We start from the raw sequence: 23,823 nt of genomic DNA, 5'->3' as shown, positions 1-23,823 counted from the left end.
GAAGATGAACTATGAGCACCTACCAGTTAGCGCTTACCCTGGCACTTGGCGGAGGATCCCTTGCGGTTGTATATGGCATATTGACCGCCTTAAATATTCTAAAGAAACCGGTGGGAACCAAAAAGATGGCAGACATTGCGTTGGCCATCCAACAAGGTGCAATGGCTTTTCTTAATCGCCAGTACTCAACCGTGGCACTTGTGGCCGTTGTCCTATTCGTGGTGCTGCTCTACGCGCTTAACTGGCACACTGCGGTTGGCTTTTTGGTGGGAGCAACATTATCGGCGTTGGCTGGTTACATTGGGATGAACGTCTCGGTGCGCGCCAATGTTCGTACTGCCGAAGCGGCAAAATCTGGCTTAGACGCAGCTTTGAAAGTGGCTTTTCAAGGTGGTAGCGTAACCGGATTGTTGGTAGTGGGCTTGGGCTTGCTGGCCGTCACCGCTTTTTACGCGATTTTCAAAGACACCTCAGCTTTAATTGGTTTGGGTTTTGGAGGATCATTAATTAGCATCTTTGCTCGATTGGGCGGCGGTATTTACACCAAAGGCGCCGACGTTGGTGCCGATTTGGTGGGTAAAGTTGAAGCCGGAATTCCAGAAGACGATCCGCGAAATCCGGCCGTCATTGCCGATAACGTAGGCGATAACGTGGGTGATTGCGCCGGAATGGCCGCCGATCTATTTGAAACTTACTGTGTTACCATGATTGCGGTAATGTTGCTTGGTGCCATTTTGTTTAAGGGCAACGAAAGCGTGCTGTTGTACCCATTGGCTCTTGGTGGCGTATCCATCGTCGCCACTATTATTGGTACTTGGTTCGTGCGCCGTTTTGGCAAGCAAGGCATTATGGCCGCGCTGTACAACGGTTTGATCGTCGCTGGCGTGTTATCGGCGGTGGCGTTCTGGTTTGTGACGAATAAATTTATGTCCGGATTAACCAGCTATGGTGCCGACTATACCGTGAACAATCTGTTTTTTGCATCATTGATTGGTTTGGCCGTAACCGCGCTTTTGGTTGTCATCACCGAATACTTTACCAGCACCAAATATGCGCCGGTTAAATCAATTGCCGCCTCCTCACAAACCGGCCACGGTACTAACGTGATCACCGGTTTGGCAGTTTCGATGCGCTCAACCGCAATGCCAGTTTTGGTTATTTGCGCCGCCATTTTGGCCTCGTACAGCTTGGCCGGAATCTTTGGTGTTGCCATCGCAGTGGTTGCGATGTTGTCGCTGGCGGGAATCATCGTCGCTATTGATGCCTATGGTCCGATCACTGATAACGCCGGTGGCATTGCCGAAATGGCCGAGCTGCCGGAATCAATCCGCACCATTACCGATGAATTAGATGCCGTGGGTAACACCACCAAAGCCGTTACCAAGGGTTATGCCATTGGTTCAGCTGGTTTGGCCGCCATTGTGTTGTTTGCGTCTTATGTGGCCGATTTGAAGACTTTGACCGGCCAAGAATTGACTTTCTCGTTGTCCGACCCGTACGTTTTGGTTGGTCTGTTTATTGGTGGTCTGTTGCCCTACTATTTTGCCGCGTTGTCTATGGAAGCGGTGGGAAAAGCGGGCGCACAGGTAGTAGAAGAGGTTCGACGCCAGTTCCGAGTCTTTAAGGGCATTATGAAAGGAACTGAGAAGCCGGATTATCGGGCGGCAGTGGATATTGTGACAAAATCTGCAATTAAAGAAATGGTTATTCCGGCTGTATTGCCTATCGTAGCCACTGTTTTGGTTGGATTCTTGCTGGGGCCATCGGCTTTGGGTGGATTGCTGGTTGGATCTATCGTCACTGGTATCTTCGTGGCAATTTCGATGACTTCGGGCGGTGGCGCTTGGGATAACGCTAAAAAATACATCGAATCTGGTAACTTTGGTGGAAAAGGTTCGTTTGCTCATCAGGCCGCCGTTACCGGCGATACTGTAGGCGATCCATATAAAGACACCGCCGGTCCGGCCATCAACCCCATGATTAAAGTGGTGAACATTGTGGCGTTGTTGATTATCTCATTAATGACCGAACATGCTTTGACAAGCCAAGCTAAGTGGATTGTATTGGCCGTGTTTGTGGTGGTTCTGTTGGTTGTTGCGTATTTGCGCCGACCCAAAGTTAGCCAAGAAGCGAAGTAGCAAAGCACTAAGCACGAAATACGAAGCACGAAAAAATCGCAAATCACCAAAAATCAAATTCAAAACTTTTGGAATTTTATATTTGAAATTTGTTTCGAAATAGATGTTTCGCATCGAAATCACTCGCAGAATACTCGTGATTATCGGATTTAGTGCTTCGAATTTACTTGATTTGGAACTGAAATGACAACTCGTAACGTACCGGGATCAACAATTTATCCTCCGGTTTTGCATCAATACAAAATCGACTCGATCGAGAATGATCAAGCGGTCTTAACTAACGCGACCGATAGTTTTATTTGCCCCAAGGCAATCATTCCTGTTAACCTAAAAGTAGGTGATGACGTTGCCATCACGGTGGAGCAGTTTGACATGGCGCAAAAACGCCAAGATCAGACCACCAAAGCGGTATTGAACGAACTGATATCGTAGGCAGGTGATTAGCTGATTAGGCCATTAGGGGAACCATTTAAATGGTATCGACAAAAAAAGAAAAAACTAAAAAAAACGTTCGACACTTTTTTAGTCGGCGTTGGTTGATTGCTTATGGGGTGATAGCGGTTGTTTTGGTCGTGGGTGGATTTGCCGGATATATGTGGTACTACTCCACGCGCGTTTTTCCTAACATCTATGTGGCTAGCCAAGATTTAAGCGGGCTTTCATTACCAGATTCCGGTAGTAAACTTGAAGCGCAAATTCAGACGGTGGCCAATGCTACGGTTAAATTAGAAGTAAATAAACAAAGTTTAGAAATTCATGCAGCCGACGTTGGACTAACCTACGATGCTAAAACTACCGCCATCAACACCTATGCAATCGGGCGGCGCAGTAGTATTTTCCCGTCTATGTCAGAAGCTTTGGTGCAGATTTTTTATCCTCGAACCGTGGATTATGTGATTAGCTATGACGCAGAAAAATTAGCTAAATTGGTGAGTGATTTTGCCGCCAAAGTGGATCAGCCCGAGGTTAACGCCGGTATTAAAGTTGACAATGGGCAGGTGGTTGAGACTAGTGGCGCTAAGGGATATCGATTAGATCAAGATATGGCGATTAAACAAATTGTGTCGCGGTGGAAATTGGGGTCGTCAGACCAGATTTTGCTTGAGCGGTTGGTAGTGACGCCTTTATATCTAGCCGGCCACACCGATAATGCTATCGCACAGGCAAAAAAATTACGTCAAGCCAAAATTAAACTTAGCGATGGCACAAAAACCTACTCTCCATCTCAAAGCGAACTTGATAGTTGGATAAACTCCGAGATGGTGCATCAACAAATTCAAGCTGGAGTAAACGCTGAAGCAGTTAAGGCCTGGTTAAATAAAATTACGTCACAGATTAATCAAGACCCAACCGAATCGCGCTTGACCTTGCAAAATAGTACCGTGTCCATTACCGTGCCCGGGCAGGATGGGCGACAGCTTGACGTTGCCAAGACCGATGCCAACGTGGTAAAAGCGGTGCAAGATTTTATTCAAAATAATAAGAGTGACGATACTATTACCATTCCGGCCGTGATTATTGTCACCAAACCGCAGGTAAATGAGAGCAATATTAGCAGCCTGGGTATTGTGGATTTAATTGGGAGTGGCACTACCAGTTTTTCCGGAAGTCCCCAAAATCGTGTTCATAACATTACAGTTGGTGCAGCGGCGCTGAATGGGATATTGATCAAACCGGGTGAGGAGTTTTCGACTCTTAAGAATTTAGGCAAGATTGATGGTGCGTCCGGTTATTTACCCGAATTGGTGATTAAAGAAAATCGCACCGAGCCGGAATTTGGTGGTGGACTGTGTCAGGTCTCAACCACGCTTTTTCGAGCCTCAATGAACTCCGGATTGAAAATCACCGATCGTCGAAACCACTCTTATCGAGTGGGCTATTATGAGCCACCGGTGGGCATGGACGCCACAATTTATGAAGGCAGCCCAGACTTTAAATTTGTAAACGATACCGCGTCGAATATTCTAATCCAATCTCATGTTGATGGCACTAAAATTACCTTTGATATCTACGGTAAAAAGGATGGGCGTACTGTTCAACAGACAGCTCCTAGCGTATATGATGTTGTACAGCCCCCAGACCCCGTCTATGTCAATACTGACACGTTACCCACCGGAACTACCAAACAGATCGAAAAAGCCCATGCCGGCTCTAACGCAAGCTTTACGTACACCGTTTTGAACGCCGATGGGTCTGAAAGAAATAAACAAACCTTTGTTAGCCATTATGTACCGTGGCAGGCGAGATATCTGGTTGGGACAGGGCCAGTGGCAACACCATAGCCAATTTTTAATTTTTAATTTCAAATGAAAGGTAGCCAATTTTTAAATGACTAAATAAGGAACCATTTAAAATTTAATCATTCGGCTCTTATTCATTTAAAATTTAGCCTTTAAAATTTATAATTGTTCTTCTTATAGCAGCACTCTATTATCACCCCTATTGACAACCGTTTCATAACACCCTAATGTTTAGGGTAATAAGAGGAGTGTGAAATATGGCAGAAAAAGTTTACGATGTTTCTTTGCGGGAAGCAATGGATATCTTGGGAAAAAAGTCAGCCACGGTGCGCTCATACGTGCGTAGTAACAAGCTCAGCAAGCAGTATGTTGAAGGCTTTAACGGCCAAGAAATGCGGCTTAATCGCGAGGAATTAGTAGAGCTTAAGCAGACCCTTAAAGACACTCCGGTTAACACTGGTAGAAAGCCTATTGATAAGGCTGTTAAAAATACTGTTACAAACAGTGTCCCTAACACTGCATCAGCAGACCCTAACATAGCCCATGCTATTGAGGTTTTGGAAAAAGAGTTAGAAAACCTAAGAAAAGAAAAAGAGCAACTGCGTCAGGAATCAAAAGAATTTGGCGAGAAAAACTTTAATATGGCCGGACAGCTAGGTTATTATCAAAACCAAGTCGAAACCCTAAAAGACCAAGTGAAGCAACTAACCGCTCCGGCGGAATCGACAACAAGTAAAAAGAAAGCAAACAACTCTTTTTGGTCTAGCATCTTTGGCTCGGGCAAAAAGTAAAAGTCCGAATTGGATAAATAGGATGAATTGGGCTAATTGGATATTTGGAAGCTTTTAATTTATGCTATTATTTGGCTATGAACAAAGAAGAACTTTCAGTCTTAGAAGTCGTGGCATATTTTGGTCAGTGGCAACGGGCGCTAACCTTTATTGAGATCAAAAATTTCTTATACCAGCAGCCATTGTCAGACGAGCAACTGGCTAACACAGTCAATAATTTATGCAATAAACATAAATTGGTGGTTGACTGTGGGTACATTGCTCTCTCTCAGAGTAGCATCACCGCCACAATCAACCGGCAGACTACGCTTACCATTTTGCGTCAGAGAGCCTTACGTATTGCTTCAATAATTAGTTCTACGCCGTACATACAATCGGTTATTTTAATGAATAGCGTGGCAATGCAGACAAATCGCAAAGAAAGTGACATTGATTTTCTGGTCATCACCGCGCCCGGGCATCTATACTTTGCCAGAGCCTTAGCGTTAATCAAATTAAAAATTCTTGGTTTGCACAAAAACCATCATTTACAAGCTGGGCGCGCCTGTTTGGGTTATTGGCTGACTGAAGACAATTTGGATGTAAGAAAGTACCGGTGTGATGATCGTACCAATGCTATGTGGATTGCTACCATGGTGCCGTTGTTTGGTGTCCAAACTTACAATCAATTTATTAAAGTCAACGATTATATTTTTGATTTGTTGCCGAATTGGAAAAAGCATCAGGTTGCGCATTTAGCGGGGGACAAAGAGCAGGGGTTGGACGTCGGAAAATATGGCGTGCTAGAAAAAATCATTTTCCATCTTAGCCAGCGCAAAATAATGCGGGATTCGGAGTTTGCAAATTCAAAACTGCTGGTATGCGCCCCAAACATCCTTAAAATGCATTCGGTGGATCATCGTCCTAACTACATTCGCAAAATGCAAAGTATACTTGACATTTTATCGCCCAAACGATAAACTTGAGCCTAGACAACACATAAAACGAAAAGGAGCTAGGATGAAGTTTCAGCCGCTTGGTGATCGCGTTTTGGTTAGGGCACTCAAAAAAGACGAAGTAACAAAATCTGGAATTGTACTACCAGATACGGTTAAAGAAAAGCCGCAGGAGGGCGAAATAATTGCTGTTGGTAGTGGAAAATATATTGATGGGACATTGAAACCATTGGAAGTAAAAGTGGGACAGAAAGTAATGTTTACCAAATATGGCCCAACAGAGATTAAGATAGATGGCGAAGAACTGTTGGTTTTGAATGAGTCGGATATTTTGGGAATCGTAGAATAACTATTAACATTTAACATCAGAAACACAAGGAAAGGAAAAATATGGCAAAGCAAATTTTATTTGGTGAAGAAGCTCGAACCGGTTTAAAAAAAGGCGTTAACATTGTAGCCGATACGGTTAAAGTAACCATGGGGCCAAGGGGCCGAAACGTGGTTTTAGACAAAGGGTTTGGCGCGCCAACCAGCACTAATGACGGCGTGACCATCGCCAAAGAAATTGAACTAGAAGACAAATTTGAGAATATGGGTGCTCAGTTAGTGATCGAAGTAGCAAAAAAAACCAACGATGCGGCCGGCGATGGCACCACCACTGCCACGGTTTTGGCGCAAGCACTAATTAATGAAGGCTTAAAAGTAGTAGCCGCTGGCGCTAATCCGTTAGCAGTTCGACACGGCATCGAAAAAGGTACCAAAGCGGTGGTAGAAGCGATCAAGCAAGAGTCTACCCCGGTCAGCGGTAAAGCCGAAATTTCACAGGTTGCGTCCATTTCGGCTAACAATCAAGAAGTAGGTAACTTAATCGCGGAAATTATGGATATGGTGGGTAAAGACGGCGTTATCACCGTAGAAGAATCGCAGACGTTGGGCTTAGACAAAGAAGTAGTTGAAGGAATGCAATTTGACTCTGGCTACATCTCAGCCTACATGGTAACCGATTCGGCGCGGATGGAAGCGGTCTTAAATGATCCCTATATTTTAATCACCGACAAAAAAATCGGCAGTATTCAAGAAATCTTGCCTCTACTTGAAAGTTTGGCCGCGGCCGGCAAAAAAGAATTAGTGATTGTGGCTGAAGATGTTGAAGGCGAAGCGTTGGCTACCTTGGTAGTTAACCGATTGCGTGGGGTGTTTTCGGCCATCGCGGTAAAAGCGCCGGGCTTTGGCGATCGTCGCAAAGAAATGTTAGCTGATATTGCCTGTGTGACTGGTGGCCAGGTGATCTCTGAAGATTTAGGATTAAAATTGGACAATGTATCTATCGACCAGCTTGGTCGGGCGCGCAAAGTGGTAGCCACTAAAGAAAATACGACGATAGTGGATGGTAAGGGTGAAGCAGCGGCCATCAAATCTCGAGTTGAACAAATTAAAGCCCAAATTGCCAAATCAACCTCGGATTATGACAAAGAGAAATTGCAGGAACGATTAGCAAAATTATCCGGTGGGGTCGGGGTTATCAAAGTTGGTGCAGCCTCTGAAGTCGAACTTAAAGATCGCAAATTCAAAATCGAAGACGCACTAAATGCTACTCGAGCAGCGGTAGAAGAGGGAATTGTCTCTGGTGGTGGTGTAGCGCTGGTAGATGTGATTACCGTTTTGGATTCAGTTAAAGTAGAAGGAGACGAAAAAATCGGATTGCAAATTTTACGCAAAACTTTGGAAGCGCCACTAAGACAAATCGCCGAAAATGCAGGTAAAGATGGCGCAGTAGTGGTAGAAAAGGTGCGTAATATGCAAAAAGGCGATGGCTATGACGCTGCGAACGATGAATATAAGAATATGATCAAAGCTGGCATTATTGATCCTGCTAAAGTGGTGCGCAGTGCCCTCCAGAACGCTGCTAGCGTGGCTGCAGTAGTTTTAACCACGGAAGTAACCATTACTGACATTCCGAAAAAAGATGCCCCTGCGGCGGGTATGCCGGCCGGTGGCATGGGTGGAATGGACTACTAGGAGCGGTAGCGACGACGCCCCTCGTAGCTCCGCTTTTGCGGGGCGAAGTGGGGCTAACTCTTCTGTAACCAGGCCTAGACTATAATATCGTCTAGTCCTCTGGTTTAGCAATCTATTGCTAGGGGGGAAGCCAAAATGCGGCGCTGTGCGCCGCATTTTGTGTTATGATGATGGTAAATATTTGGAGCAAAAATGCCTAAAAAAATAATCTTTTTTGACTTTGACGGAGTGATTGTTAATACCTTTTTTGATGCGTACAATATTATGCGCCAGACGAACCCAAATTTGACCGAAGATGAGTACCGTCAGATATTTAACACTGGAGTTTACAGGTCAATCCAACAGGACGGAATCGTTCCGGTAGATAACTTCTTTGATCAGTATGACGCTAAAATCGTCCATGACCCCGTCAAAGATGGGATTGCGCCGTTATTGCCAGACTTGGCCAAAGACTTTACGTTGGTCATTATTTCGTCCACTTACACCGCCTCGATCAAGCGGTATTTGGATGAAAACAACCTGTCTGAGTATTTTACCCAAGTGTTAGGGGGTGATGTTGACCACAGCAAAACCAATAAAATTCGTCGCGTCTTAGCTGACACTGGCATTGACGCAGTGCAATCAATTTTGATAACCGACACTTCTGGCGATGTAATTGAGGCAGAATCGGCTGGAGTAAAGTCTATTGCGGTCAGCTGGGGTTACCAAGATAAACAGACCTTACAAAAAAGCCACGCCGTAGTGGTGGTGGATGATGTGGATCAGCTAGAGCGAGAAATTCGAGACAATTTTAAATTATAAATTTTTAATTTCAAATGAATGGTTGCCAATTTTAAATGACTAAATAAGGAACCATTTAAAATTTAATCATTCGGTACTTATTCATTTAAAATTTTGCCTTTAAAATTTAAAATTTGGGTCGGATTCATTTTTAAGATTTCTCTGACATGCTCGAATTAACAACCATGTCGTGTCATGCGGTGTTTGTCTCAACCGCTACCCCAGATTTGACCATTTCCAAATCATTTTTTACCACTACGCCTTTGGTGGTAATTTGGTCGATATCATTAAAACGGAAGATTCGTTTTGAAAAAAGATGATGTACTTCAAACTCCACCATCTGGCCGGTGGTTTTTTCAATCATCACGTCCGTCACGTCTCCGAGATATTTCTGGTCACGGGTGAGCACTTTCTGACCCAAAATAGGCCGTTTTTGGCTCAAGATGTTTTTGACCTTGGTGTAGTCATCCAAATCAAAAAGACATTCTCTATCTCCTACCACCGCGTGTTGTTCAAAAGAGACAATATCGTTAAAAGAGATGTAGTTCACTCTTGGAATAACGGAATTTAGGTTAATTGCGAACGCTAAAAGCTGTCCGGTATCGGGGTGAAAAATGCACTGTTTAATGGTACCGAGCCTACTGTGAGATTCCATGCCGATTAACGGCACGTTTTGTAATTTAGATGCGGCAATAAGCATATCGACTCCATTATACACCTTTGACTGCATCAAGATGCAAATGAGGATTACTTAACTCGTTCGATGTAGCTAGAGTTTCGTGTGTCCACTCTAATTACGTCACCTATATTGACGAATAGCGGTACGATAATCGAAGCGCCGGTTTCAATGGTGGCTGGTTTAGTGCCACCTTGCGCCGTGTCACCTTTAACGCCCGGCTCGGTATGAGTAACTTTAAATTCCATTTTAATCGGTAAGTTTAGCGCAATTGGTAAGCCATCAAAAAACATCACTTTAACTTCAATGCCTTCAGCCAGAAATGGGATGCTGTCTGCAATCACCGAATCAGGTAGCTCAAACTGTTCGTAGGTGCTTGAATCCATAAATAGATATTTGTTACCTTCTTTATACAAGAAACTGGCCTGTTTTTCGTCCAGTGTAGCCTGATCTAACTTGTCGTTACCGTGAAAAGAGCGCTCATAGGTGGCGCCGGTTTTGAGGTTTTTAAGTTTGGTTTTAACCACAGCCCCACCGCGTCCCATTTTGTGATGCGAATAGTTGATCACGATATGAGGATCGCCATCAATTTCAACCAATGTGCCGTTACGTAGATCGGTAATACTTAGCATGATTATTTCGTGGTAAACGGAATCAAGGCCAAGTGTCTTGCTTGTTTAATTGCAGTGCCTAACAAGCGTTGGTGCTTATGGCAAGTACCGGATTTCTTGGCGGTTTCAATACGACCCCAATGGGTAGTAAATTTAGATAATAGCGAAACGTCTTTGTAATCCACGCTGTTCATGCGCTTTTTGCAAAATAGACATTCTTTTTTGGTGTAATATGGTTTTGGCATTAAGCTCCTTTTACTTTAAAATGGGATGTCATCGATGTTAATTTCTTCATCTGTTTTGGCAGATTCGGATGATTTTACATCATCTTTTTTATCTTTTCTTTCTGGTTTGCCAACGTTAGGGGATGACTGCACAGAGTCGTCAGACATTTTAATGTCTCTTTCGCCTCTTGAACCGGTAGCAATGATATTTTCGGCCACAATCTCGGTTTTTTGTCGTTTTTGACCGTCTTGGCTATCCCAGCTACGAGTTTGCAAGCGACCTTCAACATACGCTTGTTTGCCTTTGGCTAAAATTTGCGATGAAATTTCGGCCAATTTGCCCCACGCCACGATGTCGTGATATTCAACGGCGTCTTGGCGGGTGCCATCCGGGTTTTGCCAGCTGCGATTAGTGGCAATGCTGAACGAGGTTACCATTTGCCCGCTTGGGGTAGATTTTAATTCCGGATCCCGAGTCAAATTTCCCAGTATTTGAGCACGATTTAGACTGTACATATTTTCTCCTTTAAGAGATTTATTAGTCTTTTAATATCTCACTTAATTTTTCTTCAACCTGCTTGCGGCGCTCATCATCATTTTCAGCTTTTTTCTCTGATTCATTGGATTTGACTGATTTTTTAACGCGAGTGGTTTTTGGCTTCTCTTCCTCACTCGAAGCGGTTTTGGTTTCGGTGGCAACGATTTCGCTGGCGGCCTCTTTGGATGCTTCAACCCGTTTCTCAATCGACTCAACCAATTCGGTCTCATCGGCTGCTTTAACCGGTTCCGGAATTGAGGCTAAAATTAGATGGCGCAAAATGGTGCTGTGAAGTCTGAAAAATCGATCTAATTCTTTAACCTTGCTATTCTCTATATGACTTTGCAAGGTAACATAATAACCAAACTGGCTTCGCTTAATTGGATATGCCAAACGTCTTTTGCCCCATGGTTCTTCTTTAACAATGACGCCACCAAGGCGTTCGAGCTCTTTAGAGACTTCGGCCATTTCGTTGCTAACTTTGTCTTCGGCAACGGTGTCTGAAACGATATAGGTAATTTCGTACGTTTTCACGTAATGTCCTTTCTGTGGTTCGGGATATTTTTTCATTCCCGACCCGAGGCAAATTAGCCGCGGGAAAAAGTTGGTTTATATTACTATTAATTTAACAGATATTTTTCAAAAAAGCAAGCCCCCATGTCCGCAAGCGGATGGGGGCAAGTGGGCTACTCGATCGGAGGGTATTCCGCGGATAGGGCGGAAAGTTGGTCGCTAACCGACCGGAGCAGACCCAATCGGTCCTCCAGTTGGCGGTTTCGCGTCTGCTCGGTTCGCAGCTGTCCGAGAAGCTCGAGCTTTTCCGGCGCGACCCCCGCCAGCGTTTCCTGTGCTTCCCGCAGCGAGTTCCTGGTGGTCTGGATCTCCTGCCTGACGTCGGCGAGCTCTTGCGACAGCTGAGCCTTCTCTCTCTCGAGTTGCTGGATGTACGTTCGCTGACTCTCGATCCTCGCTTCGGGGCTATCGTCTGTCGGCATGGCGCTCTTTCCTTTACGCAGGCGTTGGGGTGGGATTGGGTTGGCGCAGCGCTTGAAGCTCCCGTCGAGCCGATTCGAGTGTCACGCCGCAGATCTTGGTCAAGACACGAGCCGCCAGACCTTCACCGTCTTGGATCAAACCGAGCAGCATGTATCCGGTGCCGAAAGTGTCGCCCGCAGCTTCGTTGATCGCTAATTCGACACATCGCTTGCAGCGCGGGGTTAGTTGCGGTTCAGCCGTTGTTCGATCATCTCCCCGCATCGCTTGCCGGTTTACCTCGGCAATGATGCGCTCGGTGACACCGCGATAGTCCAGAAACTTCGCCGCAGTACAATCGGGAACTCGGAGTATCGCGAGCAACAGATGCTCTGTGGAGACGTAGTTCTCGCTGAACTCGCGGGCAACCGCCGGTGCACGCACGGCAAGCACTTCCCATGCGTTCGTGCTGAAACTGATGTTCGCAAACCATGGCGTTGCTGGCGGTGCATCTTCAGGCTGCGTGGTTGTGTCCTGACATTGCAAGCGCTGGATCTCACGGCGCAACAGCGCTATGTCTCGCTGGAGATCCTCAGCTAGCGTCTCAGCTGTGGCTTTCTGCTGACCAAGCTCGTTGACGCGGGTCAACAGCTGGGCGTTCTCTCGGCGCAGATCAGCAATGGTTCGGTCGCGACTCTCGATGTCTTGTTCAAGAAGGTCGATTGTGTCGTATGGGTCAGTCGACGCTTCCTCAACGGAATGCGGTGGGCACATGCGTTCTCTCCTTCACGTGCGCGTTGGGGTGGCGGGTTGAACATCTGTCCGGCGCGTCAGGGCAGTAATCCGTCCTGTTGCTGCCATCAGCTTGCTGCGAAGGTCTGCATTGGCCGCGCGTAACTCCTCGTTCACCCTGCGTAGGTTGGCATTGTCCTCGAGTAGCAGACGCACGGCTTTCTCCCCGGGTGCGGGGATACAGTCTTGGTCGTTGGGGATTCCGTCTTCCTGTATCGCCACGCTGGCCTCCTTTTGGCCTACCGAGCCGACATGTATGTGAAAAGTGCTCCTCATTCGAGCGATTGAGGCATTAAAAACTACTTTACGCTTATTATTTGATATGTCAAACGTCAGCAGCTGTCACTTAAGGGCATGACCCGGAGTTCATGCTATAAAAAGAATTTAATTATATAGATTCCGGATTAAATCCGGAATGACAATAAATACTAGCTCGTTACCCTAAAATGTACCACGTCGCCTTCGCGCATCACGTAATCCTTGCCCTCAATGCGCAATTTGCCGGCTTCTTTTACTTTTAGTTCAGATCCCAGAGTAATTAAATCATCATAAGACATTACTTCGGCGCGAATAAATCCTTTAATAAAATCGGTATGAATAACGCCGGCGGCAATTGGCGCGGTTGAGCCTTGGTGAATAGTCCATGCCCGCACTTCCTTTGGCCCAGCGGTGAAAAAGTATTGCAAGCCCAAAGTTTTGTAGGCGCGATGGATTAATCGGGTTAAACCAGATTCATTTAGTCCAAGTGCAGCTAGGTATTCCGCTTGTTCGCTGTCAGTAAGCGATACTAACTCCGATTCCACTTTGGCCGAGATCAAAATTGCGTCACTTGGTAGGCCAAAATCACTCGGATCTTTGTTCACATCTGCTTCGCTAACATTGCCAATGTAAAGAAACGGTTTGTTGGTTAATAATTGAATCGAATTGATAGCGCTTCGCTCGTCATCGCCAAGATCGGCAAGGCTCGCAAGTTGTTCTTGATTTAAGGTGTGTTCAACTTTATTTAACGCGGTAAACAGAACCATTGCCTCTTTGTCGTGGCCTTTGGCTTTGGTTTCTGCCACGCCGCGCATTTTTGTCACCGTTTGCAGGTCGGCTAAGATTAGTTCTAGTTTGATGGTTTCGATGTCAGATTTGGGGTCAACAGTGCCCGTCACGTGGATCACATTTTCATCGGTAAAACAGCGCACCACCATGGCGATAGCATCGGTTTCGCGAATGTGGGCTAAAAACTGATTGCCCAAACCCTCACCCTTGTGCGCGCCGGCCACCAGCCCGGCAATATCGACAAATTGCACGGTGGCGGGGATTAGTTTGTTGGTTTTAACTACATCTGCCAGTTTTTGCAGGCGATCATCTGGCACCGGCACAATGCCCACGTTTGGCTCGATGGTGCAAAATGGGTAGTTCTCTGCCGCGGCTTGGCCGGATTTGGTCAGCGCATTAAACAACGTCGATTTTCCCACGTTTGGCAGTCCAACAATCCCAATATTTAGTGACATTTGTTATCTCCTGGTCTAGTTATACAACAAATATCGCCTCAGGGCTAGTCCAACCTATCATAACGGATCAGATTTTGGTAATCTGAGTGCAGAAAGAAACGATATAAAAACTGCTTCTGTAATTATTTTAAACTACAATGGCGAGGGGTTGCTGCGCCGGAATTTGGCGTCGGTGATAAAATCGGCTAGTCTGGCGAGCATTTCAACTGAAGTGATTGTGGTTGATAACGGCTCAAAAGATAACAGTGCGCAGGTGGTTAAAGATCATAAAATCGCCAAATGGGTGCCATTTGATCAGAATTACGGCTTTGGCGATGGTTATAACCGCGCGGTGAAAATGACCAAAACAGACATTGTGGTGTTGCTGAATACCGATATTCAAACCGAGGGTGATTTTTTCAGTCCGTTATATAAAGAATTAGAGGATGACAAAGTTTTTGCGGTTGGCGCGTATCAGCGTGTCGTTGCTGGTGATCATGAATACGACGATGGGGGAACGGTGGCAGAGTGGAAACGGGGCTTGTTGCGCCATCGGCCGGTGTTTGAGATGTATCCTGACCGTAAATTTAGCGATCCGATAAACACTTTCTACGTTAGTGGTGGCGCCGGCGCTTTTAATCGGCAAAAGTTTTTAGATTTAGGTGGATTTTCACCAATTTTTCGGCCGTTTTATTGGGAAGATGCCGATTTGTGTTTTCGGGCTTGGAAAAAAGGTTGGAAATCGATATTTGTGCCAAAAAGCCGCTGTATTCACCATCATGAATCAACTACTTCGATGGTGGCAACGCCATTAATAAAAAAAGCCCATGGCTGGAAGGGTGCGTATCTTTTTACCTGGCGGGCGATAGACAACTTGCCCATGTTGCTGGTGCATTTATTTTGGATGCCGTTTCACGTAGTTAACGCTTTAGTCCATCGGCGGTGGGAGCAGTTTTGGGGGTTTTGGCTAGCGTTGAAATACATTTTGGTCAGAATAAAAAGTGGTACTGTTACGACGGCCGGAGTGATAAAAAACAGTTCAAATTGGCTTAATTAGGCAAATTGGATAAATTGGAATTTTAGATAAAAGAAAACCGGGCACCAACAACACTGTTGGCACCCGGGTGAGACGTTCGCTCCCGAAAAGGAGCGGTATGATTGCGACGGGGAGCGGGACCGGAAGGGGGTACCAAACAGTCCCGCGTCAACCCGGCGTTTCGCCTGCCTCTCCCCCCCGGCCGACGAGGTAGGCGAAATGGTGGAACGCTAAGGACGCTGGGCGTCCCGCTGACGTCCCGATTACCCCGCTAAGCGGGGTGGCAACTCGAACAGTGCGACTGTGCGCGTGCTCCATTCCTCGCACATCCATTATAATACGCGATTAGGTGAGTAATGTCAACCCCGTTAGAGACGATTACCTCTGACGGGGTCAAGTGTCTGCAAAAAGAAGGCGCCCGATGACGGTGGTTTGTCGCGGGCGCGTAAACTGGGCTGGGTCGTCACTCGGATTCTCCGAAGTGCGGGTCGAACGGGATCAAGCCTAGGCGAGCTGCTCGCCGGAAGGCCTGCACGCGGTTGCTCACCTGCAACTTTTCGTAGATGTTCGCCAAGTGGAAGTCGATTGTCCGCTTGGAGACGTACAGCATGTCGGCTACTTCCTGGCTTGACCGGCCCTCGATTACCAGCGTAAGGATCTCGGTCTCGCGCTTGGTCAGCGTGATCGGCTCCTCTTCTGAGGGCGTTACAGCGTGATGAATTACCTGATCCGTCATCGCGTTTCTCCTCCATCGGGATGATGTAGCTAACTATGTTATATCACTTTTTCGATTCTGACGCAACACTTTGCTATTGACAATATTAATCCTATGTGCTACACTTAGAACGTAAATATTTTGTACTAAAAATATGTTTTTCATCAACTAACCTATTTCAAGGAGTCTTGTGCCCGATGTACTAGGGTTTAATGATCTGTCCGATGTGGCAAATCAAGTCCGCGTCTGTGAGCGTTGCCCCTTGCATCGCACTCGATTAAATTCGGTTCCGGGTGAAGGAAATCCTCAATCAGAAATTCTGTTTGTGGGCGAAGGCCCGGGATTTAACGAAGACAAGTTGGGGCGTCCGTTTGTGGGAAACGCCGGCAAATTTTTAGACGAAATGCTTAACAGTATCAATTTAGATCGCACCCAAGTTTTTATTACCAACATTGTCAAATGCCGTCCACCGGAAAATCGTGATCCGGAAGACGAAGAAAAAGCGGCATGTTTGCCCTATTTAGAAGCACAAATCAAATTTATCAATCCAAAGTTAATCGTCTGTTTAGGCAGGCATTCAATGAACTATTTTTTACCCGGTTTTAAGATATCCGAAGTTCATGGCCAACCCAAGCATCGTGGCGATTTATACATTTTACCCCTTTATCATCCGGCTGCGGCGCTGCATAACGGTGGTTTGCGCCAGACGCTAATGGACGATTTTGGCCGCATCCCAGCAATAATTAAAAAAATCGATCAATTAATCGACAAAAAATAACAATTTTGAAACGAACTATTTGTTTCAATACAGAAAGGAACATGGTGGAAGAAACACCAAACAACAATCAACCTATGGCTGCACAAGGTAGCCAGCCGGCATTTGATATCGAAAGAATCAAACGCCAATCCGAGGAAGCCCAAAAACCGGCCTCAAAATTTCCGTCAGCGGAATCAGTATTATCAAATTTAACCAAAGGCGGTAATGGCCAGATGCCAAAGCCAGCCACAGACATGGTTGCAGCAATTTCGCGGCAGCCGGTTTCGGAGTATCGTGCTCCAGAAAGAACTAACATTCAACGTCCAACTACAACCCGCCCAACTCAAACACCGGCTCATAAAGCTGATGACACCAGAACCAGTCGTCCTGCCCGTCGAAATACGCGTAACCGACGTGAGAAAAAAAGCATCGATGACTTCTTTACCGGTAAAGCTTTAATTCATAACGGCGATAGCGGACACGCTGCAGTTCCAACTCAGCCAATGTCCAGCCAGACCGCCACACCAAAATTGCGCGTTATCCCGTTGGGTGGTGTGGAAGAAATCGGTAAAAATATGACCGCCATCGAATATGGTAATGACATCATGATTATTGATATGGGTTTGATGTTCCCAGACGAGGCGATGTTGGGTATCGACTATGTCATCCCGGATGTCTCGTACTTAGAAGAACGCAAAGATAAAATTCGCGGCGTAGTAATTACTCACGGTCACTTGGATCACATTGGTGCCGTGCCTTATTTGATTGGCAAACTGGGTAATCCGCCGATATTTACCTCACCTCTAACCGCAAAACTAGTGGAAAAACGACTGGAAGAGTTTGGTTTGGTTGGTAAAGTGGCGGTTAACGTTATTCAAATTGGCGTTGACGTGTTGCAATTCGGCGTGTTCAAAGTGGAATCATTCCGCTTGGCGCACTCTATTCCAGACGCAATGGGTCTAGCGGTCTTTACCCCAGAAGGTATGTTAATGTACTGTACCGACTGGAAGTTAGATCATACTCCATCCGACGGGCGACCAACCGACTTGCGTCGTATCGCTCAACTATCGGCTACTCAGCCGTTGGCGTTGTTTTCGGAATCGACTAACATTGATAAACAAGGTCACTCAATTTCCGAACGCGAAATCGAAAAAAACTTGGTAGATATTTTTGAAAATCACACCAACGGGCGCATTATGGTAGCAATGTTTGCCTCGCTTATCTCACGTATTCAGCAAGTGCTAAACGCTTCGGCCAAAACCGGACGCAAAGTAGCGCTGGTTGGACGTAGTATGGTGGATAATGTGGACGCCGCGCTATCGATTGACGCAATCAAATTGCCAGCGGATACGCTGATTGATATTAGAGACATCGGTAAATACCCAGATGACAAGATTTGTATTATCTCAACCGGCGCACAGGGCGAAGAAATGTCGGGATTGTACCGTATTTCAACCGGTGAACATCGTCAAGTACGGGTCAAAAAAGGTGATACGATTGTGCTTGCCACATCACCAATTCCGGGTAACGAGAAATCAATCTCATCTGTCATGGATAACCTGCTTAGACAGGGTGCTAAAGTTATTTATAACAAGATGATTGACATCCATAGTTCCGGCCACGCCTACCAAGAAGACTTAAAACTAATGCTCTCGCTAGTGCAACCAAAACATTTGGTGCCAATTCATGGCGAACGCCATAAATTGGTGATGCACGGGCAACTGGGGCAAAGTTTGGGCATTCCGGCCGAAAACGTACTGATCTGTGATAATGGTCAGGTACTAGAGTTCTCCGGCGGTGTGGGACGAGTTAGCGAAGAGCGTGTGCCTGCCGGTTACGTAATGGTAGATGGTTTAGGTATCGGTGACGTGGGTAATATTGTGTTGCGTGATCGTCGCGTGATGGCCGAAGACGGTATCTTTGTGGTAATTGTTACGCTAGATCACAACACCGGCAAGATGGTAACATCGCCCGATATCATTTCACGTGGATTCATTTATATGCGTGAAAATGAAGATTTGGTGCATGCTGCCCGAGCCGAAGTGAAAAAGCACTTTTCCAGACATACCGAGACTCGTGCGCTAGATGCAAACTTATTCAAAAACGATATTCGGGAAAAACTGGGCGAATTTCTGTATACTAAAACCCAGCGCCGCCCGATGGTGGTACCGGTAGTGATAGAGGTTTAGGGTTGACAAACACACACGTAGGGTGTATAATATAAGTAATAATGCTGAGCTGTAAGTAGCTGAGATTGCTCTTGAACAACACAGTTTCGTCTCATTTTTTCTCGCGATGAAGCGGGAGGAAGGTAACGGACATGAACGACGATTACAACATGTCGCACGCGTTTTATCGTGCGATGTGGGGGCAAGACTCCCCCGTGATGTGGCTCGCGGCGATGGTAATCGCTTCGGCGATTGCGTCGGCGTACATCTGCCGCGATTCGATCCGCCAGTGGTTGTCGGACAACCGCTGGGCGATGATTAACTCCACCGTTTGGGGTGGGATCATCGCCATCTGCTGCGGCTCGCTTTGGGCCGCGTGGGTATGGGCGATTCGCCCGGCGTCCATCTGGCTGTACAATACAGCCTTCGAGGATCTGGGCACAATACAGATCACCGACTGGCTCAACATCAACCGCTTTTACGCTGTTGCGGTTGGCATGGTGGGGCTGTATCTGATCGTCAAGGTCAGGCGCGCCCGCCGACGACAGGAATACCGCCCTCTCCGACTGATCACAACCGAGGGTGGTCGTGCTCGGATGTCTCCGCGACCTCGTCACCCGGGAAGGGTAGAGGTCAGAAGGAGGATGGCAAGATGATATCGGTGCTCCGTGCAGCCCTGGAGTGGGTGATCGGGATGTGGGTCATCATCACCCACTTCGGCGGTAGTCTTTCTCAGGATTGAGGAGGGCAGCACGATGAAGATTCTCGGAGTGTGGTTCGAGTTTCTGCCCGCGTTGGTTATCGTCCTAGTGGCGGAGATTCGAGACTATATCAAAGACCTAAGGAGGGTCTGACTTGACGAGGGGGAGGTAGGGTCGGTTGCGTTGTTACGCGGCCGGCCCTAAAAATTTACCCTTTTGCATTGTCAATCTGATCTTTTCGGCTTTCAGCAGAGCCGATTCCTTTGAATGAAATAGTGCTATTAATATGGGCGGCATCTATTACCACATCGCCATAGTTAAAAATGCGTCCAAAAATACCGATAACCACCTTGTTGTCGGTGATCTGATCTAGGGCAATAGTTTTTGTTTGTTCGCCAATAACACCAAAACGGTACTGTATTCTTCGATTGGTTAAGGTATAGATAGTAGTCAGCCAATCAAACCAAATTAAAGCATCAATAAAGACGATCATCGCAATAATGCCAATACGTAAGTAGTTAATTAAGTTTGTTGGGATCTGATTTGAGAGCACGTTTATGGCGATAATCAGTGCTATTCCAACCAGGGAGACAAAAATAATCGGGGCAATTAGGAAAAAGTAACTTTTATGTACGCGAAAAATCTCCGTTTCAGATGAGAGCATCGGTACGGCTGTAGCACGTGTGGTGGTGATAACTTGCGGATTAGGTGGCATAGAATTAGTATAGTAGATCAAGCAAAACTTCACAATCCGTGAAAGTGAAATATAAATTTTTTAATTTTTAATTAGATGCTTAGCATCGAAATCACTCGCGGAACGCTCGGGATTATCAAATGAATGGTTGCCAATTTTAAATGACTAAATAAGGAACCTTTTTAAAATTTATAATTGCTTCAGCAATTTCGTAACTGTGCGAGCCGAGCTCGCAAGTTTCATGCTTTAGAATTTAAAATTATTCATGTGATATTCTATTAGATTTCTCTCTCCGAGCCTATCGGCTTGTAGAGCCGGAGGCCAGAGTACTCGGATCGACATACTCATAGCGCCGGAATGACAACGAGAAAAGTGTGTTATAATGCAAGCTATGGAAGACAACTTACCTACTTCGGACAAACCAATGCAAATTTTTAAGGTGCATAAATCGCGCTGGTTTTTGGTTGGGCCAATGGCGGTGTTCTTTTTGGTTGGTTTAGGGCTAATTGGCGTTTTTTTGAATATTAGTAATGGCTTAGATTTATCTTATGGTGCAATTGGACTAGTAATATTGGTAATTGTGTTTTGTATTTGCATTATTGCGTTTATTATTTTAATGGATTGGTACAGCACATATTATATTTTGACTGAATCAACTATTGAGGTGATTGAGGGCTTTATTACTCACCAAAAAAAATACATCAGTTTGCATGATTTATCCAGAGTAGAGGGTCATGCTGGGATAATAGGGCAGTTATTGAACTATGGCACAATAACGTTAGAAAGCGAGACTAGCGAACGCACAGTGATTTTACACGGCGTTTCTTCGCCTGATTCGGTCATAGATCTAATCCGCCACAGTCGAGCGCATGTGGCGAATAGTGACAAGTAAACCATAAGCACGAAATCCGAATTTCGAAATACGAAAAAAAACAAAAAACGTGGCCCACGCTTTAGCGTGTTTATGCACAAATTTGAAAGCAAGCTAAAGCTTGTACTATGGTTTTTTTAATTTATATTTCTGAATTTGTTTCGTGCTTCGAGTTTAGTGCTTCGAATTTTCAGTTTTTGGCTCTTGTTGCTTTAGTTGTTCAAGGTCGAACTCAATTTTGGTTAATTTTACCGATAGCTGTTCGGTTTCGGTATGAATCTCGGATTGTTTAGATCTTAACTCACTAATTTTATCGTCTCCAAGATGACCGGCAACGCCCTTTTCGATCTCTTGCATAATCGCGTCTTCGGCGGTACGCAATTCAACAATTCTATCGGTGGTTGTTTTATGTAAAATCTCTAATTTTGCCCTCTGTGAAGAAGATTGATCTTCCTCGCTAGCAATTGGGATTATCGGCTCGTCGTCGTGGTGACTCATGCTACCTCCATAATAAATTAATTTGAAATTTCTATTATCTGTCCTCTGTATGCAATTCGGTTGGTGAAACCAGCACGTCCCTCGGTCTTGCGCCATCCGGTGGGCCAATGACGCCCTCTGCCTCAAGCAGATCAAGTAATCTGGCAGCACGTGCGTAACCAATGCGCATTCGTCTTTGCAATAGTGATGCCGAGGCTTTTCCGGCCTGAACTACCACCGACACCGCATCATTATATAAATCATCCTCGGATACGCCGTTACCGCTGCCGGCAACAGATGCGCCGGTAGAGTGGTATTCGGTGATAGACTCATCATATTGCACAAACTGGTCTTTTTTCAAGAAGTTGGTAATGCTATTGATCTCTTTATCACTCACAAAACAGCCCTGAATACGTTTTGGTTTGGTAATATCTCCGCCGATGTATAACATATCACCAAGTCCAAGTAGTTTTTCAGCGCCGCCAACGTCTAAAATGGTGCGCGAGTCAACCTGGCTGGCCACAGTAAAGGCGATGCGGGAGGGAATGTTGGCCTTAATTAATCCGGTGATTACATCTACGCTTGGGCGCTGTGTCGCTACGATTAAATGAATACCGATGGCGCGGGCCATCTGGGCTAGGCGAACGATTGATGATTCAACGTCATTGGCCGATACTGCCATTAAATCTGCTAACTCGTCGATGATAATGACGATATGTGGCAACTTGCCTAATGGGCCCGGTTTTTCATTGTATGCCGCTAAGTTGCGCGCGCCTAAATCGGCAAATAATCGATATCGATTTTCCATCTCGCTCACTGCCCATTTTAAGGCATTGACGGTCTTTTCCGGTTCGGTAATCACCGGGGTGGACAAATGCGGGATGCCGTTGTAGCCGGTTAGTTCAACCCGTTTCGGATCAACCAATAGTAATCTCAAATCGGCCGGGGCGTTATTCATTATATAACTAATAATAATAGAGTTAATGGCGACTGATTTTCCAGAGCCGGTAGCGCCGGCAATGAGTAAGTGAGGCATTTTTTCTAGGTCAATTACCATTGGGGTGCCGGCAACATCTCTTCCAAGAGGGATAGTTAGTTTACCTTTGCTAGATTGATATTCTTTTGATTCCAGCAGCTCACGCAGCGTAACCCGCGCGGTTTGCTTGTTTGGAATTTCCACTCCAACCGCCGATTGCCCCGGAATTGGTGCTTCCATGCGCAAACTTTTGGCTGCAAGCGCTAACGCCAAATCGTTGCTGCGGGCGGTAATGTTGGCCAGCTTTACCCCTTCGGTTGGTTTGAACGTGTACTGCGTTACCGTTGGCCCAATGTTAACGTCTTGCATTGTAACGTCAATGCTAAATTCTCGCAGCGTTTTTTCTATCACTTCCACATTCTTTTGAATATTGCCCGGATTAGCTTTGTTATTTTCGGGAATTTCCAGCAAATCCATTGGCGGGGGACTCCAAACTCCATCACCACCAGACTTAGGCATACCAATTGGTTTTACCTCTAACACCGGTGCCTTAGACGGCAAGTCTTTGTTTTTGCCAAATCTAAACCCGGAAAAGCCTTTTTTGACTGTGGTAAAGACCGAAACTTTGTTGCCGCCCTCGTTTACGGTGATGCGGCGGTCGTCTTCTTCGTTGTTAAAGAAAGATGCAAATAGCTTTAGAATCGATGTATTAAGCGACATTGAGACCGAAAGTAACATCACCGCAAATAAAATCAAGAAAGTGGCAATACTGCCTACTACTGATGACAAAATATAGACTGAAAAATATCCCGCTAAGCCGCCACCGCTACCGGAATAAGCTAAGCTAACCGGGTTGTCATTATTTAATAGCATCTGCAATAATCCGCCAAAACTGAAAAAGAATAAGATAATGCCAACCACGGTGGACAGGCGAATTTCAAACATTTTGGGGTTTACAATGCTGGCGACAACGGTCAAAAAGATAAATGGCAACAAATAGGCCAACAAACCAATTAAAATGCGCGTTTGAGTTAAGACAAAGTTGCCAAAATGACCGGCGTAACCAAAGATTGCCAACATATATATAAGGAATAACACTAAACTGACAATCGCCACGGTTTCGCGACGTGTCTCTTCTTTCATGCCGAAATCAAATTGATAACCTTTGCCGCGATCTTTTTTGCGTTGCCAAAAACGCGGGCCGGTTTGTCGACGTTTATGTCGAGGCAAT

25 protein-coding genes are annotated in these 23,823 nt (G+C 45.8%); 13 read left to right on the top strand and 12 right to left on the bottom strand.

Annotated elements, in window-relative coordinates; all coding sequences use genetic code 11:
• Window positions 1-11: 11 nt before the first annotated feature.
• The 8 genes from WC773_03155 (at window position 12) to WC773_03120 (ending at window position 8,924) form a co-directional block, all read left to right on the top strand.
• Window positions 12-2,138, top strand: a complete 2,127-nt coding sequence (locus WC773_03155) for a sodium-translocating pyrophosphatase (GenBank protein MFA6082382.1) — start codon at window positions 12-14, stop codon at window positions 2,136-2,138.
• 183 nt (window positions 2,139-2,321) lie between these two features.
• Complete coding sequence (locus WC773_03150) at window positions 2,322-2,570, top strand: hypothetical protein (protein MFA6082381.1); 249 nt, start codon at window positions 2,322-2,324, stop codon at window positions 2,568-2,570.
• Between the two features lie 41 nt (window positions 2,571-2,611).
• The gene (locus tag WC773_03145; protein MFA6082380.1) at window positions 2,612-4,420 is read left to right on the top strand and encodes a VanW family protein; all 1,809 of its coding nucleotides are present in this window, start codon (window positions 2,612-2,614) and stop codon (window positions 4,418-4,420) included.
• A gap of 215 nt (window positions 4,421-4,635) precedes the next feature.
• Window positions 4,636-5,169: a hypothetical protein gene (locus WC773_03140; protein MFA6082379.1), complete on the top strand. Its 534-nt coding sequence runs from the start codon at window positions 4,636-4,638 to the stop codon at window positions 5,167-5,169.
• A gap of 77 nt (window positions 5,170-5,246) precedes the next feature.
• Window positions 5,247-6,128 (top strand): nucleotidyltransferase domain-containing protein, encoded by an 882-nt coding sequence (locus WC773_03135; GenBank protein MFA6082378.1) that lies wholly within the window; start codon window positions 5,247-5,249, stop codon window positions 6,126-6,128.
• A gap of 40 nt (window positions 6,129-6,168) precedes the next feature.
• Window positions 6,169-6,453, top strand: coding sequence for a co-chaperone GroES (locus WC773_03130; protein ID MFA6082377.1), 285 nt, complete (start codon window positions 6,169-6,171; stop codon window positions 6,451-6,453).
• A 41-nt stretch (window positions 6,454-6,494) separates the two neighbouring features.
• Window positions 6,495-8,123 (top strand): chaperonin GroEL, encoded by a 1,629-nt coding sequence (groL, locus tag WC773_03125; protein ID MFA6082376.1) that lies wholly within the window; start codon window positions 6,495-6,497, stop codon window positions 8,121-8,123.
• A gap of 192 nt (window positions 8,124-8,315) precedes the next feature.
• Window positions 8,316-8,924, top strand: coding sequence for an HAD-IA family hydrolase (locus WC773_03120; protein MFA6082375.1), 609 nt, complete (start codon window positions 8,316-8,318; stop codon window positions 8,922-8,924).
• A gap of 172 nt (window positions 8,925-9,096) precedes the next feature.
• On the opposite strand, the gene WC773_03115 is transcribed toward WC773_03120, so the two are convergent.
• The 8 genes from WC773_03115 to ychF form a co-directional block, all read right to left on the bottom strand.
• Window positions 9,097-9,603 (bottom strand): PRC-barrel domain-containing protein, encoded by a 507-nt coding sequence (locus WC773_03115; protein ID MFA6082374.1) that lies wholly within the window; start codon window positions 9,601-9,603, stop codon window positions 9,097-9,099.
• Window positions 9,604-9,650: 47 nt separating this feature from the next.
• A complete protein-coding gene (efp, locus tag WC773_03110; protein ID MFA6082373.1) occupies window positions 9,651-10,211 on the bottom strand; it encodes an elongation factor P in 561 nt (186 codons plus the stop codon).
• A gap of 2 nt (window positions 10,212-10,213) precedes the next feature.
• Window positions 10,214-10,435: a 30S ribosomal protein S18 gene (rpsR, locus tag WC773_03105; GenBank protein ID MFA6082372.1), complete on the bottom strand. Its 222-nt coding sequence runs from the start codon at window positions 10,433-10,435 to the stop codon at window positions 10,214-10,216.
• A 15-nt stretch (window positions 10,436-10,450) separates the two neighbouring features.
• Entirely contained in the window at window positions 10,451-10,930 is a 480-nt protein-coding gene (ssb, locus tag WC773_03100) for a single-stranded DNA-binding protein (protein ID MFA6082371.1), read from the bottom strand.
• Between the two features lie 22 nt (window positions 10,931-10,952).
• Entirely contained in the window at window positions 10,953-11,522 is a 570-nt protein-coding gene (gene rpsF, locus WC773_03095) for a 30S ribosomal protein S6 (GenBank protein MFA6082370.1), read from the bottom strand.
• A 116-nt stretch (window positions 11,523-11,638) separates the two neighbouring features.
• Window positions 11,639-11,947 carry a hypothetical protein gene (locus WC773_03090; protein ID MFA6082369.1) on the bottom strand — a complete coding sequence of 103 codons (309 nt, stop codon included), beginning with the start codon at window positions 11,945-11,947 and terminating at the stop codon, window positions 11,639-11,641.
• A 13-nt stretch (window positions 11,948-11,960) separates the two neighbouring features.
• The gene (locus tag WC773_03085) at window positions 11,961-12,698 is read right to left on the bottom strand and encodes a Clp protease N-terminal domain-containing protein (protein ID MFA6082368.1); all 738 of its coding nucleotides are present in this window, start codon (window positions 12,696-12,698) and stop codon (window positions 11,961-11,963) included.
• A gap of 446 nt (window positions 12,699-13,144) precedes the next feature.
• The gene (ychF, locus tag WC773_03080; protein ID MFA6082367.1) at window positions 13,145-14,218 is read right to left on the bottom strand and encodes a redox-regulated ATPase YchF; all 1,074 of its coding nucleotides are present in this window, start codon (window positions 14,216-14,218) and stop codon (window positions 13,145-13,147) included.
• Between the two features lie 82 nt (window positions 14,219-14,300).
• Here ychF and WC773_03075 point away from each other — a divergent pair, with 82 nt between their 5' ends.
• Window positions 14,301-15,254, top strand: a complete 954-nt coding sequence (locus tag WC773_03075; protein MFA6082366.1) for a glycosyltransferase family 2 protein — start codon at window positions 14,301-14,303, stop codon at window positions 15,252-15,254.
• Window positions 15,255-15,696: 442 nt separating this feature from the next.
• Here the strand turns inward: WC773_03075 and WC773_03070 are convergent, their stop codons facing one another.
• Entirely contained in the window at window positions 15,697-15,969 is a 273-nt protein-coding gene (locus WC773_03070) for a LuxR C-terminal-related transcriptional regulator (protein MFA6082365.1), read from the bottom strand.
• Between the two features lie 169 nt (window positions 15,970-16,138).
• Here WC773_03070 and WC773_03065 point away from each other — a divergent pair, with 169 nt between their 5' ends.
• The 3 genes from WC773_03065 to WC773_03055 all read left to right on the top strand — a co-directional run bounded on the left by WC773_03065 (window position 16,139) and on the right by WC773_03055 (window position 19,529).
• Window positions 16,139-16,726 (top strand): uracil-DNA glycosylase, encoded by a 588-nt coding sequence (locus tag WC773_03065; GenBank protein MFA6082364.1) that lies wholly within the window; start codon window positions 16,139-16,141, stop codon window positions 16,724-16,726.
• A gap of 74 nt (window positions 16,727-16,800) precedes the next feature.
• Window positions 16,801-18,894 carry a ribonuclease J gene (locus WC773_03060; GenBank protein ID MFA6082363.1) on the top strand — a complete coding sequence of 698 codons (2,094 nt, stop codon included), beginning with the start codon at window positions 16,801-16,803 and terminating at the stop codon, window positions 18,892-18,894.
• Window positions 18,895-19,025: 131 nt separating this feature from the next.
• Window positions 19,026-19,529, top strand: a complete 504-nt coding sequence (locus WC773_03055; GenBank protein ID MFA6082362.1) for a hypothetical protein — start codon at window positions 19,026-19,028, stop codon at window positions 19,527-19,529.
• A gap of 253 nt (window positions 19,530-19,782) precedes the next feature.
• Here WC773_03055 and WC773_03050 read toward each other — a convergent pair whose 3' ends face one another.
• Window positions 19,783-20,289 (bottom strand): PH domain-containing protein, encoded by a 507-nt coding sequence (locus WC773_03050; GenBank protein ID MFA6082361.1) that lies wholly within the window; start codon window positions 20,287-20,289, stop codon window positions 19,783-19,785.
• A gap of 370 nt (window positions 20,290-20,659) precedes the next feature.
• Here WC773_03050 and WC773_03045 point away from each other — a divergent pair, with 370 nt between their 5' ends.
• Window positions 20,660-21,160, top strand: coding sequence for a PH domain-containing protein (locus tag WC773_03045; GenBank protein MFA6082360.1), 501 nt, complete (start codon window positions 20,660-20,662; stop codon window positions 21,158-21,160).
• 153 nt (window positions 21,161-21,313) lie between these two features.
• Here WC773_03045 and WC773_03040 read toward each other — a convergent pair whose 3' ends face one another.
• Window positions 21,314-21,637 carry a hypothetical protein gene (locus WC773_03040; GenBank protein MFA6082359.1) on the bottom strand — a complete coding sequence of 108 codons (324 nt, stop codon included), beginning with the start codon at window positions 21,635-21,637 and terminating at the stop codon, window positions 21,314-21,316.
• A gap of 34 nt (window positions 21,638-21,671) precedes the next feature.
• Entirely contained in the window at window positions 21,672-23,822 is a 2,151-nt protein-coding gene (locus tag WC773_03035; protein MFA6082358.1) for a DNA translocase FtsK 4TM domain-containing protein, read from the bottom strand.
• Window position 23,823 lies beyond the last annotated feature (1 nt).

Source organism: Patescibacteria group bacterium (assembly GCA_041660565.1).
Taxonomy (GTDB): domain Bacteria; phylum Patescibacteriota; class UBA1384; order CAJBMM01; family CAJBMM01; genus JBAZWC01.
The sequence above is the reverse complement of the archived record's forward strand: the minus strand, read 5'-3'. Positions and strand labels throughout refer to the sequence as shown.